The organism is Paenarthrobacter sp. NPDC018779 (genome assembly GCF_044391085.1).
GTDB lineage: Bacteria > Actinomycetota > Actinomycetes > Actinomycetales > Micrococcaceae > Arthrobacter.
Genome location: NZ_JBIRZS010000002.1, coordinates 141,066 through 156,157, shown reverse-complemented (window position 1 = coordinate 156,157; position 15,092 = coordinate 141,066). Strand labels below are relative to the sequence as shown.

The following is a 15,092-nucleotide window of genomic DNA, read 5'->3' as shown; positions in this document are numbered from 1 at the left end:
CGTCAGGTGGCCTCGGTGTCGAACGGGGCGGCTTCGCCCTCGGCCAGGCGCTCAATGACGCGGGCTGGTGCTTGGGGCTTCGCCTCAGCAGTCGCGGCCGCTACGGCGGCAGCTGCGGCGGGAGCCCCTGCGCTCAAGGGCTTGGAATCCTCTTCGAAGAGCGCGTCCTTGATGATCCTGCGGGGATCGTACTGGCGGGGGTCGTACTTCTTCCAGTCGACTTCATCGATGTCGATGCCGACTTCTTCCTTGATTTGCTCCCTGGCCCCGGAAGCCATCCGGCGTACTTCCTTCACCAGGTTGGCAAGCTTCTGAGTGTATTCGGGCAAACGGCTGGGACCGATGACGAGTACGCCGATAATGAGGAGGACTATGAACTCCGGGCCGTTGATTCCAAACACGCTACGAAGATTACCTTGTCTGTGAAGCCGCTCATAAACCAGCAGGGCGCAGCAAGGTCCTGAGGCCGCGCAGCAGCCTGTCGGACCACGTCTCCGCGGCTGGCACTTCCGAACTGGCCGCCATGGCATCGGCGGCACGGACCAGTTCGGGGACGGCGTCATCCGCCATCTCCGCCGGCAGGTCCGAGGAATAACTGAGGATCCCCACTGAAGTCCGGTAGACAGCACCCCAAGGACTTCCCTGGGTCAGGGTGAGCTGGGCGGTTGTTGGCTGGGATGCCGTGGGCAGGTGCTCTTCCAGGACGGTGGCGTGATGTCCGTTGCTTTCCAGCTTAAGCTCCACCGCGGGGTGCCCGTTGTGGAACGTCGCCTCCGCCGATGTCACCTGGAAACCCATCGCCGACAGCTCCGGGCAAGCCCAGCCTTGTTCACGAAGCGATGCGAGCTGGTCCGGCCCCAGGCTGACCGCCTGGACGGTCTTCGCCCCTTGCTCCACCATCAGTTCCGCGGGACCACCCGTCACGGCCCCTGCAACCGAAGCGACGTTGCCGCCGACCGCAGCATGTGCCGCCGGCAGGGGATCCCCGGCCACAGCGTAGGCGGACACCGCCAACGCACCGGCGCTCACGGCCAGTGTGCCGGCCGCGACACCGGCAATGCGCAGCCCCCTCCAGCCGGTGGTGGCCGGCCGCAGGTCATCGAAAGGTGAATCGGACTCGCTGGCCAGGTGCTGCGTCCGCTGCAGGAGCCGCTGCGTTAGGTCCTCGCTGGCTTGGGGCACAGCGGAGTCCCGCAGGCGCTCCAGATATTGCTGCTCACGCCTGAGTGCCAGGCGGCAATCCGTGCATTGGTCCAGGTGCCCGGGGTTCCGGGAATGGCGAAGGTCAGCGATTTTGCGCCGGGGCGGGGGCCCCGGTACCGAGTGGCGTTCGGGCATCGACTGCCTAGAGGATGCCGGCGATGCGGGGCATCTTCAAGCGCGGCTTGCGTGCCCCCGCCGACCTCGGGTCGCGGTGGGCGAGCTTCTCGCGCAGCATGGTCCGGCCGCGGTGGATCCGGGACCTGACGGTGCCCAGCTTCACGCCCAGCGCCTCGGCCACCTCGTCGTAGGACAAGCCTTCAAGATCGCACAGGACGACGGCGGCGCGGAAGTCCGGCGGCAATTCCTCCAGGGCGCGCTGCACATCAAGGTCCAGGTTGTTGTGCTCGAAGCTCTGTTCGGGTCCCGGCTCACGGCCGGGAAGCCGCGATTCAGCGTCTTCGGCAAGGGCATCGAAGCGGATGCGGCTCTTGCGACGGGCCTGGTCCAGGAACAGGTTGGTGGTGATGCGGTGCAACCAACCGTCCAGGGTCCCGGGCTTGAAGTTCTCCAGCGAGCGGAAGACCCGGACGAAGACTTCCTGGGTGAGGTCTTCGGCGTCGAACTTGTTGCCGGTCAGGCGATAGGCGAGGCGGTACACCTTGGCGGAGTGGTTGGTGACCACTTCCTCCCAGCTGGGCATGACCCATTCAGCAGTGGCCTCGTGGCTTTCCGATGTTTGGACTGGCGCAGCATGCGATGCCGGCATCGTCCACTCCCCTCAAACTGTGGTTCACCGGAGTCCGGTGCCGCCCAACGCGTGGTGAACGGATAAATATCATGTCAGGGTTGTCTGGGAATTTCCTGATCGGGCTACACATTTCCCACGCGGCGTAATCCGGGCCCGGCCTCCTGCCCGGACACAGCCTGCACCGGACCACGACCGCCGGGTTTACAGGCCGGAACACAGTAGTCTGGTAGGGAAAACCCCTCCACGCGGAAAGCGGATCCCTTCATGAGTGCCGACAAGTCAACCAGCTGGTCCTATGCAGAAAACCTGCCTGCTGAGGACGAGGTCTTGCTGCGTGCCCGCGAACGGTCCTTTGAACTGGGCGTCAGCCCGGTCAGCCCGGGCGTGGGAGCCGTCCTGACGGTCCTGGCCGCGGCATCAAAAGCGCAGACAGTGGTGGAAGTTGGCTCGGGCGCTGGCGTTTCCGGTGTTTGCCTCCTGCGCGGGCTGGGGCCGCAAGCTGTGCTGACCACCATCGACGTCGACGTCGAACACCTCAAGGCCGCCCGTGAGGCCTTCCTGGAATCCGGATCCCCGGCAAACCGGATCCGCACCATCTCCGGCCGGGCCGCCGATGTTCTCCCCCGGCTGACCGACAACGCCTATGACCTGGTCTTCATCGATGCGGATAAGCCGAATTTCCCGCGTTACGTGGACCAAGCCGTGCGGCTCCTCAAGTCCCGGGGCACCTTGGTAATCAACGATGCCTTGGACAAGGACAAGGTCTCCAATCCCGCTGCACGCGAGGCCACCACCGCAGTCCTGCGACAGGTCGGGAAAACCATTCGCGATGACGACCGCCTGGTCTCGTCCATGCTTCCCACCGGCGACGGCCTGCTAGTGGCCGTCAAAAAATAGCAATTCGGCTTTTTGGGGCGTTGATTACCGCCCGGCAAAAACAAACTGACCATGCTTAAACAAAAACAAGGCCCGGCATGCGCCGGGCCTTGTTTGGTGCATCTATTCGGTAACGCCCACAAGGCATTCCTTGAGGTTCTCCGCTTCGGCGGCATTGAGCTCGACGACAAGCCGCCCACCGCCTTCGAGCGGCACACGCATAATCAGGCTGCGTCCCTCTTTGGTCACTTCCATAGGGCCGTCGCCAGTACGTGGTTTCATAGCCGCCATTAGGAAAATCCCCTCCATTTGTCCCAAGTCACGCCCAACCCGGCCGGGCTGGATCCGCGTCGCAATTGCAGCCGGCGGCAACGCTTGGGAGGCCGCCTTGGCCGGGCACTTTTCGGTGCTTTTGTCCTTGCTCGTATTCCATTATCCCGTACTTACCCGCCCGTAGCGAATCAATGGACTAATTCACGGCGGGTAGTCCCCGCCGCCGGGCAATTGGGCCCAGGCCCAAAGCCACACCACCCAGACGATCTGGAGGAGCAGGAACATGACCACAACGGTGCCGCGGTATGCCTTTGATTTAGAAAGCAGTGCGGCCCCCAGGGCCAACGGAAAAAGGGGCAGCAGCATCCGGAACGTACTGGTTTGCGGGTGCAGGAATACCAACAGGTAGCCCATGTAGCACGCGCACCAAAGCCGCAGTTCCATTCCCAAGGACCGGACGGGCTTCGACATCATGGCCAGCACAAAGAGGCCGGCAAAGACGAACGGGGCAAGGACGCCCAGGACAGGGCCGAAGAGCATGCGTCCCGTATCAAACCACGGCTTGAAGGGCACCAGTTCATCGCCCCGCCAAGCGGTCTCAGTACGGGTGTACGCTGCGGGATCGCCCGTCACGGCCCAGGCAATCACCGGCCAGGCCAGCGCGGCAGCGCCGGTGAAGCACACCAGGACAGCCAGGGACCACAGCGACCCTTTCGACGAGGCCGCGTCGCTTTGCCGTGTTGGACCGAACCGCTGCCATAGCCGCCACACCAGGAGCAGCCCAAGCATCGCGGCAAAGGGAACACCCGTTGGCCGCGAGAAGCACATGAGGACCACCACGGGGATGGCCGCAACGTAGCGGCGCCGCACCACCAGCAGGAGCGAAGCGGCCAGCAAGAGCAGGTTCAACGATTCCGCGTAGGGGACCTGGAGGATCGGAGAGATGGGAAACGTGGAAACGAAGACCACACCCCACATGGCGGCACGCCGGCCCGTCACTTCCCTGAACAGCTTAAAAATCACCAAAGCGGCAAACAACCCCGCGACCATCGCGATCGCGGTCAGGGACTGCAGTGTGCCAAGTCCGGTGATAGCGCCAAGGCCCCGCGCCAGGAAGGGGAACAGCGCGTAGAACGCCCAGGCGTTTTCCTTGACCACGCCGTTCTGGTCAACAGGCAGCTCCGACGGGTAGCCGTTGTCGGCGGCCTGCTGATACCAGCGACCGTCCCAAATGGTGATGAACTTCCAGTAATCCGGTGCCGGGGGGAACCACGGATTGGTCCCTTGGTGGATCGCGGCGGCCGCAAAGATCGCTGCACTGACGAACCGTGCGGCCACGTACACCAAGGCCACCTGGACCCACCACGGCCAGCCGGCAACCCGGTTGCCGGCCCGCAACACGACCTTGCCGAGACGGGCTGTGGCACCCTCCGCGGCGGGCGCAGGCGGGAGGGGGAGACTCATTGCGCCGCCCGCACAGATCCATCGCCGTCCGGATCTGTGCGCAGGAGGCCCTTGAGCCGCTCTATCTCACGGTCTTTGGCGAGCAACTGGTCGCGGAGCTCGTCGAGCACTTGGTCCACTTGGTCCATGCGGTAGCCCCGCAGCCCCAGGGCAAAACGCAGCTCGTCAACGTCGGCGGCGACGGCCTGGCCTGGAAGGAGGACCGGAGGCAGATTGGGCGTGGGATCGTCAAGGCCGGCTCCCAAGGAACGGCCGCGGACAATCCCTGCGCCGAAGAACAACGCCGCCCCGACGAGGACGATTGCGAGAAACACGAGGAAAAAGCTCACAGGGACCATCGTGCCAGAAAGGAATCCCTACTCCGGGCGTTGTTCCCCCGTGGGCGTCGGCAAAGGCGTTCCGTGGAGCACCCGATGCACGGCGTCCTCAGGATCGTCCACGAGCTGGATGAGATCCAGGTCCTTCTCGGACACCATGCCTTCGGCAACCAGCGTGTCGCGGATCCATTCGATCATCGGACCCCAGAAACGGACCCCCAGGAGCACGATCGGGAACGACGTGACCTTCCGCGTCTGGACCAGGACCATGGCCTCGAAGAGCTCGTCGAGGGTGCCCAGTCCGCCGGGGAGGACCACGAAGCCTTGCGCGTACTTCACGAACATCGTTTTCCGGGCGAAGAAATAACGGAAGTTGATACCCAGGTCCACCCATTGGTTCAGTCCCTGTTCGAAGGGCAGCTCAATACCGAGGCCCACTGAGACGCCATTGCCTTCGACGGCGCCCTTGTTGGCCGCCTCCATGGAACCCGGTCCGCCACCGGTGATGACAGCCACCCCGGCTTCAGCCAATTTCCGGCCTACATCCACGGCCATCTCGTAGTACTCGGTTCCGGGGCGTGTCCGGGCAGAGCCAAAAACGCTCACCGCGGGACCAATGTCCGCCAACGCACCGAAGCCCTCGACGAATTCGCTTTGAATGCGCAACACGCGCCACGGGTCCGTATGAATGAACTGTCCGGCGCCGCTGGTGTCCAGCAAGTGCTGGTCGGACATACCGGTGTCAGCCTGTTTCCGACGCAGTTCCAGTGGGCCTTTGTGTTTAGCTGGCGCAACCGGCGATGGAAGTGGTGCGCTGCTCCCCACGCGACCGTTCGCGTCGGGGCTGGGAACTGGGTGCTGGCTGATACTCATTGCCCAAGGCTAGCGCTATTGCAGGGGTGCACTGCCCGTTGACCCGTGTGTTTGCATTGCAGTCTGATATATCGCTGGAAAGCAGGTTTCTGTTCAGTCACGATCTGAAAGAACTTGCCGTGACCGTGGTCATATTTACTTACTTGTTCGCTAGATTCGAGCTATGACTACTCAAGTGTCCGGCGATGCGCTCGTCTCCCTGAACAGCGTCAACAAACACTACGGTCAATTGCACGTCCTCAAAGACATCAACCTTCAGGTCAAGAAGGGTGAGGTTGTAGTGGTCATCGGACCGTCCGGTTCCGGTAAGTCCACTTTGTGCCGTGCCATCAACCGTTTGGAAACGATCGACGACGGCGACATCTCGATCGACGGAAAGAAGCTTCCCGAAGAAGGCAAGGAACTCGCCCACCTGCGAGCCGACGTCGGAATGGTCTTTCAGTCCTTCAACCTGTTCGCCCACAAGACGATCCTGGAGAACGTCACCCTGGGCCCCATCAAGGTCAAGGGCGTAGCCAAAGGGACCGCAGAGCGGGAAGCCATGGCACTCCTGGAGCGCGTAGGCGTTGGGCATCAGGCACCGAAGCTTCCCGCCCAGCTCTCAGGCGGCCAGCAGCAACGTGTCGCAATCGCCCGCGCGCTGGCCATGAAGCCCAAGGTGATGCTTTTCGACGAACCCACCTCGGCCTTGGACCCCGAAATGATCAATGAGGTCCTGGACGTCATGATCCAGCTCGCCAAGGAAGGCATGACCATGATCGTGGTCACCCACGAGATGGGATTTGCCCGGAAAGCGGCTGACCGCGTGGTGTTCATGGCAGACGGCCAAATCGTCGAGGACGCGGCGCCCGAGGAATTCTTCACGAATCCGAAGAGCAGCCGCGCCAAGGACTTCCTGTCCAAACTCCTGACCCACTAGCTCCCTGCCGGCCCGCACCCAGGCTGCAAGGAAACGCACCCGGCCGTATAGCGGCCTATCAATGAAAGGAACGTCATGAAGTCTCTGTTCACCCGGAGGAAGTCCCTCCTGGTCGCCGCGTCAGCTGCGCTGGCCCTCTCGCTCAGCGCCTGCGGTGGTGGCGGGAGCTCCACCACTCCCCCGGTTGCCTCGGCGAGCTTTGAAGCCGGCACCACCATGGAGAAGCTCAACAAGGCCCAGAAGATCACCATCGGCACCAAGTTCGACCAGCCGCTCTTCGGCCAGAAGGGCCTGGACGGCAAGCCTGTTGGTTTCGACGTTGAAATCGGCAAGGCCATTGCAGCCAAGCTGGGCATCCCGGCGGACAAGATCGAATGGGTCGAGACCGTTTCGCAGAACCGCGAATCGTTCATCGAGCAGGGCCGTGTGGATCTTGTCATCGCCACGTACACCATCAACGACGCCCGCAAGGAAAAGGTCTCCTTCGCCGGACCGTACTACGAGGCAGGCCAGGCGCTGCTGGTGAACAAGGATGACAACTCCATCACCAAGCCGGAGGACGTCAAGGGCAAGAAGGTATGCTCCGTGACCGGATCCACCCCTGCCAAGACCATCGCCGAAAAGTACGGTGCTGAAGTTGTTCCGGCCGCTACCTACACCGCATGCCTGGAGCCGCTGCGCAACAAGCAGGTTGTCGCCGTGACCACGGACAACGTGATCCTGGCCGGTTACGTGGATAAGGAACCGGACGCCTTCAAGCTCGCCTCGGATGAAACCTTCACCAAGGAGCCCTACGGCATCGGCCTGAAGAAGGACGACACCACCTTCCGCAACTGGATCAACGACCAGCTGGAAGCCCTCCAGAAGGATGGCGACTACAAGAAGGCCTGGGAAGCAACGGCAGGCAAGGTCATCAAGACCACGCCTGAACTTCCTGCCATCAACCGCTACTAGTCGGTGTCCGGTAACTGCCGCCGCTCCTCACAGGGCGGCGGCAGTTATTGAAACCAAGGACCCTGTTCCGTGATTAGCTGCAGCCAAAGGAAGCCATGGACGCCGTCATAGCAAGCCTCCCCCAATACTGGGACGGATTTCTCCGTACCCTCTATCTCTCCGTCATTTCCGGAGTCATCGCCCTCGTCGTGGGCACCATCCTCGCCGCCATGAGGGTTTCGCCTGTCGCTGCACTACGCGGCTTCAGCATGTTCTACGTGGAAGTCGCCCGAAACACTCCGCTGACGATCATCTTCTTCTTCTCCGCCATTGTCCTTCCCCGGCTTGGCATCAAATTCGACCAATTCGAGGTCGCGGCCATCATTGCCCTGAGCTCGTACACCGCAGCGTTCGTCGCCGAAGCCGTCCGCTCCGGTGTGAACAGCGTTCCCGTGGGCCAGGCCGAAGCGGCCCGAAGCATCGGAATGACCTTCACCCAGGTCCTGGGGTTCATCGTCCTCCCGCAGGCCCTCAGGACGGTGGTTCCGCCGTTGATCAACATTGTGATCGCCCTGGTGAAGAACTCCTCGGTAGCCGGCGCCTTCTTTGTCCTTGAACTCTTCGGCTACGGCCGCAAGCTCTCCAATGACTACGGCGACCAGGTCCTGTGGATCCTGCTCGGCGTCGCGTTCTTCTACCTGCTGATCACCGTGCCACTTGGTCTCCTTGCGCACTTCGTCGAACGAAAGGTGGCGATTGCCCGATGACATCGGTCCTGTACGACGTCCCCGGCCCCAAGGCCCGCCTCTATTCGCTGCTCGGATCCGCTGCCGGCATCCTGATCATCCTGGGCGTCCTTGCCCTGGCGGTCACGACGCTTGCGCAGCAGGGAATTTTCGACGCCGACCGTTGGGAAATCTTCTACGGCCCCATGGCTCCGGACGTCTGGAACCTGATCGGCCAAGGCATCGTGTCCACGCTGGTGGCAGCCGCAGTGGCCGCCGTCATCGCGTTCCCCCTCGGGATTGCCCTCTGCCTGCTCCGGATTTCGCTCATTTCCTGGATCCGGGTTCCCACGCAGGTTGTCCTGGAGTTCCTCCGCGGCATGCCCGTGGTCCTCATGATGTTGTTCGTGTTGCTGGTTTTCGCCACCGGCCAGTTCGTCGCAGTCGTTGCGGGCCTGGTCCTTTACAACGCAGCCATCTTCGCGGAGATCCTCCGGGCCGGTATCCAGTCGCTTCCCAAGGGACAGCGTGAGGCCGGTTTGGCGATCGGCCTGCGAAGCTTCCAGTCGCGGATGATCATCGAGTTCCCGCAAGCTACCCGGCGGATGCTTCCGTCCCTGGTGGCCCAACTCGTGGTGCTCCTCAAGGACACCTCGCTCGGCTACATCGTCGGTTACGAGGAACTGCTCCGCAAGATCCAGATCATGGCCGACTTCCTTGGCCCCGACTTCCTGTTCCCCGCGTTCTTCGTGGGTGCCGCCATCTACATCCTGATCAACCTCACGGTGTCCCGGATCGCCATCTGGATTGAACGCCGCGGGTCCAGGAAAGCGGCGGGTGGGGTGGCCCCCGCGACGATCCGCACGGGCCTTGAAGGCACCGGCAACGATCCCGTTGCCCAGAATGTGGTTCCGGCGCCGGAGCACAAAGATACTTCGGGTCCAAACAAATAGCAGCCACTCGGGCAGAAAGGAGGGGTCCCCAGCCGCAATGGCTAGGGACCCCTCCTTGTTTTTCAGCTGTCAGGTGTCTACTGCCCCAGCCACGTCCGCAGTGCGCGCAGGCACTCACGGATGGCGTCGGCGTCGACGTGTTCGTTGTCTTTATGCGCCAACAGTGGATCGCCGGGCCCGAAGTTCACCGCCGGAATGCCCAACTCGCTGAAACGCGCGACGTCGGTCCAGCCGTATTTGGGCTTGGGCTCGGCTCCCACTGCGGCAACGAAGGACGCCGCGGCAGGGTGGTTCAGGCCCGGGCGCGCTCCGGCTGCGGCGTCGGTGCGGACGACGTTGAAGCCCTCCAGGAGTTCGCGGACGTGTGCCTCGGCCTGGTCCGGTGTCTTGTCCGGTGCGAAGCGGTAATTGATCTCCACCACGCAGCGGTCCGGGATCACGTTGCCGGCAGTACCGCCGTTGATCTTCACGGCGTTGAGGCTTTCCCGGTAGTCCAGGCCGTCAACGTTGATGGTCCGTGGCTCATACGCGGCGAGCCGGGCGAGGATGGGCGCCGCGGCGTGGATCGCGTTGCTGCCCATCCAGGCACGGGCCGAGTGGGCCGTCTCGCCCACCGTGGTGGCTTCGAAACGGCTGGTTCCGTTGCAGCCTCCCTCCACGGTTCCGTGCGTCGGTTCCAGGAGGATTGCGAAATCTCCATCCAGCAGATCCCCATGGTTGCGTACCAAGCGGCCCAAACCGCTCTTCACCGCTTCCACTTCCTCGTGGTCGTAAAAGACAAAGGTGACATCCTTGTCCGGCTGCCGACCGCCGTCGAACAGTGTCGCAGCGAGGGCCAGCTGGACCGCCACGCCGCCCTTCATGTCCGTGGTCCCGCGGCCGTAGAGCACCCCCTCGCCCGGGATGCCCGACTCCCAGGTGGCCGGAACGGTCCCCAGCGAGCCCGGCACGGTGGGCAGCGGAACCGTGTCCAGATGGCCGGCCAGGATGACCCGCTCGGAGCAGCCCAGTTCAGTTCGCGCAATGATAGCGTCACCGTCGCGCACCACCGTGTACTGCGTGATGGCACGCAGGGCGGATTCCACGGCGTCGGCGAGTTCGGTTTCGTTCCCGGAGACGCTGTTCACGTCGATGAGCGCGGCCGTCAGTAAAGCGACGTCCTGGCGCAGGTCAAGGAGGGCAGGTGCAGGGTTCAGGGTCACCCTTCCACCTTAACGCCATGGCTTTCACCCTTTCGACGGGAAATGCGACCTCCCAGTCCGTGGAACGGGTTTCAGCCGCGCTGCACGTGGTCGATACACTTGGCCCCATGACTGAAACTGCTTCCTCTGCTGTGCCCGCAAACGCGCCCGTTAACGACCGATCGGCCTACGGATTCGGCCTCGCCACGATCGCCACCTCGGCCTCCGGGGAAGCAACCGTGTTGGACGTCTGGTACCCGGCCCCGTCGCTGGGCGTAGCCGCGGAGACGCTTCGTGACGTTGAAAACGCCGACCCGGCCCTCACCGCCCTTGCCGACGAAGGCAAGGACGCCGACCGCGGCACGGAGCAGAAGGTTGTCTTCGCGCAGATCGACCTGGACGCCGCCCCGGCAGACACCGCCGACGCCTACCTCCGCCTGCACTTGCTTTCGCACCGCCTGGTCAAGCCGAACAGCATCAACCTGGACGGCGTCTTCGGAAAGCTCCCCAACGTCGTGTGGACCAACTTCGGCCCTGCAGCCGTGGAAGGCTTCGAACTGACGCGCGCCCGCCTGCGCAAGCGCGGCAATGTGGTTGTCTACGGCGTGGACAAGTTCCCGCGCATGGTGGACTACGTAGTTCCCACCGGCGTTCGCATTGCCGACGCAGACCGTGTCCGCTTGGGTGCGCACCTCGCCGAGGGCACCACCGTCATGCACGAAGGCTTCGTGAATTTCAACGCCGGAACCCTGGGCACATCCATGGTTGAAGGCCGCATTTCCGCAGGTGTGGTGGCGGGGGACGGCACGGACGTTGGCGGTGGAGCGTCCATCATGGGCACTCTCTCCGGTGGCGGCAAGGAAAAGATTGCCCTCGGTGAGCGGGTGCTGCTCGGCGCCAACTCCGGCGTTGGCATCAGCATCGGCGACGATTCCGTCGTCGAAGCCGGCCTGTACGTCACGGCAGGCACCCGAGTCCGCGTTCCGGGCCCGAAGGACGAGAACGGCGAGGACACCAGCAAGATCATCAAGGCAGTGGAACTCTCCGGCGTTCCGAACCTCCTGTTCCGCCGTAACTCCACTACCGGTGGTGTGGAGGTCCTGCCGCGGGCAGGCCAGACCGTGGAACTGAACGAGGCACTGCACGCCAACTAGCGGGAGAGAGACCATGCGCCGCTTGCGCCGCGCCATTGTGGCGGTGTTGGCCTTGGCCCTCGTGGCAGGCGCCATCTACGCAATAGTCGCAGTGCTGCAGCGCTCCGAGACCCTCGTCTCGGAGCGCTGCGTCGCTGTGGTGGGGTCCGGGAGTTACGAACTCGCCACCGACCAAACCGCCAACGCATCACTGATCACGGCCATCTCCGTCCGCCGCGGCCTGCCTCCCCGTGCTGCCAGCATCGCCCTTGCCACGGCCATGCAGGAATCCCGGTTGCGGAACATCAACTACGGTGACGAAGCCGGGCCGGACTCCCGTGGCCTCTTCCAACAGCGGCCATCACAGGGCTGGGGCACCGAGGCCCAGGTCATGGACCCGGTCTACGCAGCCAACGCCTTCTACGACGGATTGGTCAAGATCCCGGGCTACGAAAGCATGGAAGTAACCCAGGCTGCCCAGGCCGTCCAACGATCCGCCTTTCCCCGCGCCTACGCGCAGCATGAGTCCATGGGCCGCGCCTTTGCGTCTGCACTGACGGGCCATTCCGAGTCCGCTTTGAGTTGCGAACTCCGGATGCCCGACGCGGCAGGTGACCCTGCCGCCGTCGTGAATGAACTTACGACGGCGTTCGGCGCCCAGGCGGGCAGCGTCGAGGGACGCTCGGTGCATCTGGATGTGACGGGGACCCAGGCCTGGGCCATCGGGCACTGGGCCGTGGCGAATGCCAAGGAACTGTCCATTACCCAAGTGGACGTTGCCGGGCACACTTGGAACAGGGAGAGGCGCAACGGCTGGACCGACGCGGCGGCGCCTTCGGATACCGTGACCATCACGGTTTCAGCCCCCACCACGTAGCGGCGGATCAGGCGAGCAGCTCAACCACCGGTTGGACGTAACTGCGGAACACATCCGGCTGGGACAACAGCCGGTGGCTCATGATCATGGTGCTGGGTTCGAGGTACCAGGCGCGCGGCTCGTTGAGCGGCAGCTCGATGATGGTGAGGTCGAAATCGCGTGAGCTCCGGCCAACTTCCAGCAGCCGGTCCTCCACCATCTCATTGAGGACGCTCGTGATCCCATTCGCTTCTCGGGCAGCCTCCATGTCCGCGTATTCATCGATCCTGTCGGTGGCCCAACCCAGCGCCGAACCGAAATGGGCTTGCAGGACGCGCTGGAGGGCAGGGGAATTTCCGAAAGCCTTGAAGCTCGGGGGCGCCAACTCCAGTGCGGGTTTCGGATAGGACTTCACGAGCTTCTCCCACCAGGCCTCCCACTCCGTCTTCAACGCACTGATGCCGCCAACGTCCGAGGTGAGGTGGCTGTGGTCGGCGTGGCGGACCTTGGGAGAAGCATGGGATAGCATCGGTTTTCCGGCGCCGTCGAGTCCGGCTACATCACGCAAATACAACGCGATGAGCATCGGCCCGGACGTGTCCATGGTGATGCGCCACCCCGGGCCGCCTGACTCGTGCATCCGAATTCCTCCCTTGGGCAGGTTCCCGACATGTCCCAGTCTATTCCCGAAGCGCCGCGACGTTAACGGCGGAGGCGCAACCGCTTTGGCCTAGCCGGCGGCTGGAACGGCGTCAAAGACTGCCAGGTGGGCCGTCAACACGTCACTGCACATTTCCGCCGTCATCCACTCCGGCTGCAGCAACGCGTGCATGCACAGTCCGTCCAGGGTGGCGAGCAGCCGTTCGGCCTCCGTCACCAGGTTCTGCGGCGCTCCGGCCTCCCCCGGGCTCAGGAGGACAATGAGCTGGCCCACGACAGCGGCGACGGACCGGTGGCTGCGTTCTGCTTCGCCGGCAAACACGGGGTTGATGCGGGCAGCATGCCGGAACGCCATCCACACACAGGCGTCGACGGCCGATTCCTCGTCCAGGGGCAGGAACTGGCCCAGGAGATTGAGGACCGAGGCATGGCGCTCCGGGCTGCCTGCGGCGTGATCACGGACAGTATCCAGGGCCGCCTCCAGACGGGCCGTGATGCGGTCGATGGCGGTTCCAAAAGAGAACACGAGGAGTTCGTCGCTGCTGGAAAAGTAGTGCCGTACGGAGCCCACGGCGAGCCCTGCCTCATCGGCTACTTCCCGGAGGGACGCCCTTTCCAAGCCGTCGCTGGCTATGATGCGGAACACTGCTTGGACGACTTCCTGGCGCCGGGCTTCGGCATCAACAATTTTGGGCACCAGTATTTTCTAGCACGAACGTGCTTCAACACCGCTCAACACTGAGCGGCGTGCCTCTACTTTCGGATAGCGTAGACACCATGAAGATTCTTGTCACGGGTGGCACCGGCTACATCGGTTCGCACACCGTTCTGTCCCTCCAGGAAGCCGGCCACGACGTCGTCGTCCTCGACAACCTCGTGAACTCCAGCGAAGAGTCGTTGCGCCGGGTCACCGAGTTGACCGGCAAGACCGCCGCCTTCCACGAGGTGGACCTGGTGGACGAACCCGCCGTCGAGGCCGTGTTCGACCAGCACCAGATCGACGCCGTGATCCACTTCGCCGGCCTCAAGGCCGTCGGTGAGTCCGTCCAGGAACCGCTCGCCTACTACTACAACAACATTGTGGGCACCCTGAACCTGCTCCGCGCCATGGACAAGCACAACGTCCGTTCCATCGTCTTCAGCTCCTCGGCCACCGTCTACGGCGAGCACAACCCCATCCCCTACATCGAAAAAATGGAGATCGGCGCCAACAACCCCTACGGCCGCACCAAGGAACAAATCGAGGACATCCTCTCCGACCTTGGCAACGCTGATGACCGCTGGCATATAGCACTGCTGCGCTACTTCAACCCGGTTGGGGCGCACCCCTCAGGCCGGATCGGCGAAGACCCCCAGGGCATCCCGAACAACCTCGTGCCGTTCATCGCCCAGGTAGCCGTGGGCCGCCGCGAGAAACTCATGGTCTTTGGTGGCGACTACGACACCCCGGACGGCACTGCCCAGCGCGACTACATCCACGTGGTGGACCTCGCCGATGGACACGTCGCGGCGCTCAACCACATCGCCACCCGCGCCGGAGTACGCCGCTGGAACCTCGGTTCCGGCATGGGTTCCTCCGTACTGGAAGTCCTGCGCTCCTTCGAGAAGGCCGTTGGGCAGCCGATCCCCTACGAGATCACCGGGCGCCGTGCAGGCGACCTCCCCGCCTTCTGGGCAGACGCCTCTTCGGCGCTGGCCGACCTCGGCTGGTCCACCACCAAAACCGTGGACCAGATGTGCGAGGACCACTGGCGTTGGCAGAAGAACAACCCCTACGGGTACAACGCGTCCTAAGACCAACGCGGGGTCACTTAGAGCCCATTTCGGGCCGCCTGATGGGCCGTAAGTGACCCCGCGATGCTTGTTCTGCGCCTTTTGCCCCGCGGCGATTAACGACGTCGGGGCCCCCCCCCCCCCCCGGGGGGGGGGGGGGCGCGGGGAAACACCCCGTTAAGTTGGGCGGGGGGTGGGAGCGCCG

18 protein-coding genes are annotated in these 15,092 nt (G+C 63.6%); 8 read left to right on the top strand and 10 right to left on the bottom strand.

Going from position 1 to position 15,092, the window contains the following annotated elements; translation table 11 throughout:
- Positions 1 to 2: 2 nt before the first annotated feature.
- The 3 genes from ACH488_RS03090 to sigE are packed head-to-tail and all read right to left on the bottom strand — an operon-like array spanning position 3 to position 1,969.
- A complete protein-coding gene (locus ACH488_RS03090) occupies positions 3 to 401 on the bottom strand; it encodes a Sec-independent protein translocase TatB (protein WP_397322193.1) in 399 nt (132 codons plus the stop codon).
- Positions 402 to 432: 31 nt separating this feature from the next.
- Positions 433 to 1,338, bottom strand: a complete 906-nt coding sequence (locus tag ACH488_RS03085) for a hypothetical protein (protein WP_397322192.1) — start codon at positions 1,336 to 1,338, stop codon at positions 433 to 435.
- Between the two features lie 7 nt (positions 1,339 to 1,345).
- Positions 1,346 to 1,969, bottom strand: a complete 624-nt coding sequence (gene sigE / locus ACH488_RS03080) for an RNA polymerase sigma factor SigE (protein ID WP_397322191.1) — start codon at positions 1,967 to 1,969, stop codon at positions 1,346 to 1,348.
- Between the two features lie 246 nt (positions 1,970 to 2,215).
- Here sigE and ACH488_RS03075 point away from each other — a divergent pair, with 246 nt between their 5' ends.
- Positions 2,216 to 2,848: an O-methyltransferase gene (locus ACH488_RS03075; protein ID WP_397322190.1), complete on the top strand. Its 633-nt coding sequence runs from the start codon at positions 2,216 to 2,218 to the stop codon at positions 2,846 to 2,848.
- Between the two features lie 102 nt (positions 2,849 to 2,950).
- Here ACH488_RS03075 and ACH488_RS03070 read toward each other — a convergent pair whose 3' ends face one another.
- The 4 genes from ACH488_RS03070 to ACH488_RS03055 form a co-directional block, all read right to left on the bottom strand.
- A complete protein-coding gene (locus ACH488_RS03070; protein WP_064721643.1) occupies positions 2,951 to 3,118 on the bottom strand; it encodes a DUF3117 domain-containing protein in 168 nt (55 codons plus the stop codon).
- Between the two features lie 183 nt (positions 3,119 to 3,301).
- Positions 3,302 to 4,564, bottom strand: a complete 1,263-nt coding sequence (locus tag ACH488_RS03065) for a hypothetical protein (protein ID WP_397322188.1) — start codon at positions 4,562 to 4,564, stop codon at positions 3,302 to 3,304.
- Positions 4,561 to 4,902 carry a DivIVA domain-containing protein gene (locus ACH488_RS03060; RefSeq protein ID WP_397322187.1) on the bottom strand — a complete coding sequence of 114 codons (342 nt, stop codon included), beginning with the start codon at positions 4,900 to 4,902 and terminating at the stop codon, positions 4,561 to 4,563. Before ACH488_RS03060 ends, ACH488_RS03065 begins: the two co-directional genes overlap by 4 nt.
- Before the next feature lie 18 nt (positions 4,903 to 4,920).
- Complete coding sequence (locus ACH488_RS03055) at positions 4,921 to 5,754, bottom strand: TIGR00730 family Rossman fold protein (protein ID WP_397322186.1); 834 nt, start codon at positions 5,752 to 5,754, stop codon at positions 4,921 to 4,923.
- Between the two features lie 163 nt (positions 5,755 to 5,917).
- Between ACH488_RS03055 and ACH488_RS03050 the strand changes: the two genes are divergently transcribed.
- From ACH488_RS03050 to ACH488_RS03035, 4 genes are all read left to right on the top strand, one after another.
- Positions 5,918 to 6,673, top strand: coding sequence for an amino acid ABC transporter ATP-binding protein (locus ACH488_RS03050; RefSeq protein WP_397322184.1), 756 nt, complete (start codon positions 5,918 to 5,920; stop codon positions 6,671 to 6,673).
- 75 nt (positions 6,674 to 6,748) lie between these two features.
- A complete protein-coding gene (locus ACH488_RS03045) occupies positions 6,749 to 7,627 on the top strand; it encodes a glutamate ABC transporter substrate-binding protein (protein WP_397322182.1) in 879 nt (292 codons plus the stop codon).
- Positions 7,628 to 7,722: 95 nt separating this feature from the next.
- On the top strand, positions 7,723 to 8,373 hold the full coding sequence (locus ACH488_RS03040) for an amino acid ABC transporter permease (RefSeq protein ID WP_397322181.1): 651 nt from the start codon (positions 7,723 to 7,725) through the stop codon (positions 8,371 to 8,373).
- Complete coding sequence (locus ACH488_RS03035) at positions 8,370 to 9,284, top strand: amino acid ABC transporter permease (protein ID WP_397322179.1); 915 nt, start codon at positions 8,370 to 8,372, stop codon at positions 9,282 to 9,284. Before ACH488_RS03040 ends, ACH488_RS03035 begins: the two co-directional genes overlap by 4 nt.
- A gap of 77 nt (positions 9,285 to 9,361) precedes the next feature.
- Here ACH488_RS03035 and dapE read toward each other — a convergent pair whose 3' ends face one another.
- Positions 9,362 to 10,486 carry a succinyl-diaminopimelate desuccinylase gene (gene dapE / locus ACH488_RS03030; protein ID WP_397322178.1) on the bottom strand — a complete coding sequence of 375 codons (1,125 nt, stop codon included), beginning with the start codon at positions 10,484 to 10,486 and terminating at the stop codon, positions 9,362 to 9,364.
- A gap of 107 nt (positions 10,487 to 10,593) precedes the next feature.
- Here dapE and dapD point away from each other — a divergent pair, with 107 nt between their 5' ends.
- Positions 10,594 to 11,619: a 2,3,4,5-tetrahydropyridine-2,6-dicarboxylate N-succinyltransferase gene (gene dapD / locus ACH488_RS03025; protein ID WP_397322177.1), complete on the top strand. Its 1,026-nt coding sequence runs from the start codon at positions 10,594 to 10,596 to the stop codon at positions 11,617 to 11,619.
- A 13-nt stretch (positions 11,620 to 11,632) separates the two neighbouring features.
- Complete coding sequence (locus tag ACH488_RS03020; RefSeq protein WP_397322176.1) at positions 11,633 to 12,475, top strand: hypothetical protein; 843 nt, start codon at positions 11,633 to 11,635, stop codon at positions 12,473 to 12,475.
- Positions 12,476 to 12,482: 7 nt separating this feature from the next.
- On the opposite strand, the gene ACH488_RS03015 is transcribed toward ACH488_RS03020, so the two are convergent.
- Together ACH488_RS03015 and ACH488_RS03010 are read right to left on the bottom strand one after the other, a co-directional pair.
- Complete coding sequence (locus ACH488_RS03015; protein ID WP_397322175.1) at positions 12,483 to 13,094, bottom strand: hypothetical protein; 612 nt, start codon at positions 13,092 to 13,094, stop codon at positions 12,483 to 12,485.
- Positions 13,095 to 13,184: 90 nt separating this feature from the next.
- Positions 13,185 to 13,811, bottom strand: coding sequence for a TetR/AcrR family transcriptional regulator (locus ACH488_RS03010; RefSeq protein WP_397322174.1), 627 nt, complete (start codon positions 13,809 to 13,811; stop codon positions 13,185 to 13,187).
- A gap of 80 nt (positions 13,812 to 13,891) precedes the next feature.
- On the opposite strand from ACH488_RS03010, the gene galE reads away from it, so the two are divergent.
- Complete coding sequence (galE, locus tag ACH488_RS03005; RefSeq protein WP_397322173.1) at positions 13,892 to 14,908, top strand: UDP-glucose 4-epimerase GalE; 1,017 nt, start codon at positions 13,892 to 13,894, stop codon at positions 14,906 to 14,908.
- Positions 14,909 to 15,092 lie beyond the last annotated feature (184 nt).

Excerpts from the sequence above, each read along its gene's own strand:
- ACH488_RS03085 (WP_397322192.1), bottom strand. The coding sequence starts at position 1,338 with ATGCCCGAACGCCACTCGGTACCGGGGCCCCCGCCCCGGCGCAAAATC.
- sigE (WP_397322191.1), bottom strand. The coding sequence starts at position 1,969 with ATGCCGGCATCGCATGCTGCGCCAGTCCAAACATCGGAAAGCCACGAG.
- ACH488_RS03075 (WP_397322190.1), top strand. The coding sequence starts at position 2,216 with ATGAGTGCCGACAAGTCAACCAGCTGGTCCTATGCAGAAAACCTGCCT.
- ACH488_RS03070 (WP_064721643.1), bottom strand. The coding sequence starts at position 3,118 with ATGGCGGCTATGAAACCACGTACTGGCGACGGCCCTATGGAAGTGACC.
- ACH488_RS03065 (WP_397322188.1), bottom strand. The coding sequence starts at position 4,564 with ATGAGTCTCCCCCTCCCGCCTGCGCCCGCCGCGGAGGGTGCCACAGCC.
- ACH488_RS03060 (WP_397322187.1), bottom strand. The coding sequence starts at position 4,902 with ATGGTCCCTGTGAGCTTTTTCCTCGTGTTTCTCGCAATCGTCCTCGTC.
- ACH488_RS03055 (WP_397322186.1), bottom strand. The coding sequence starts at position 5,754 with ATGAGTATCAGCCAGCACCCAGTTCCCAGCCCCGACGCGAACGGTCGC.
- ACH488_RS03050 (WP_397322184.1), top strand. The coding sequence starts at position 5,918 with ATGACTACTCAAGTGTCCGGCGATGCGCTCGTCTCCCTGAACAGCGTC.
- ACH488_RS03045 (WP_397322182.1), top strand. The coding sequence starts at position 6,749 with ATGAAGTCTCTGTTCACCCGGAGGAAGTCCCTCCTGGTCGCCGCGTCA.
- ACH488_RS03040 (WP_397322181.1), top strand. The coding sequence starts at position 7,723 with ATGGACGCCGTCATAGCAAGCCTCCCCCAATACTGGGACGGATTTCTC.
- ACH488_RS03035 (WP_397322179.1), top strand. The coding sequence starts at position 8,370 with ATGACATCGGTCCTGTACGACGTCCCCGGCCCCAAGGCCCGCCTCTAT.
- dapD (WP_397322177.1), top strand. The coding sequence starts at position 10,594 with ATGACTGAAACTGCTTCCTCTGCTGTGCCCGCAAACGCGCCCGTTAAC.
- ACH488_RS03020 (WP_397322176.1), top strand. The coding sequence starts at position 11,633 with ATGCGCCGCTTGCGCCGCGCCATTGTGGCGGTGTTGGCCTTGGCCCTC.
- ACH488_RS03015 (WP_397322175.1), bottom strand. The coding sequence starts at position 13,094 with ATGCACGAGTCAGGCGGCCCGGGGTGGCGCATCACCATGGACACGTCC.
- galE (WP_397322173.1), top strand. The coding sequence starts at position 13,892 with ATGAAGATTCTTGTCACGGGTGGCACCGGCTACATCGGTTCGCACACC.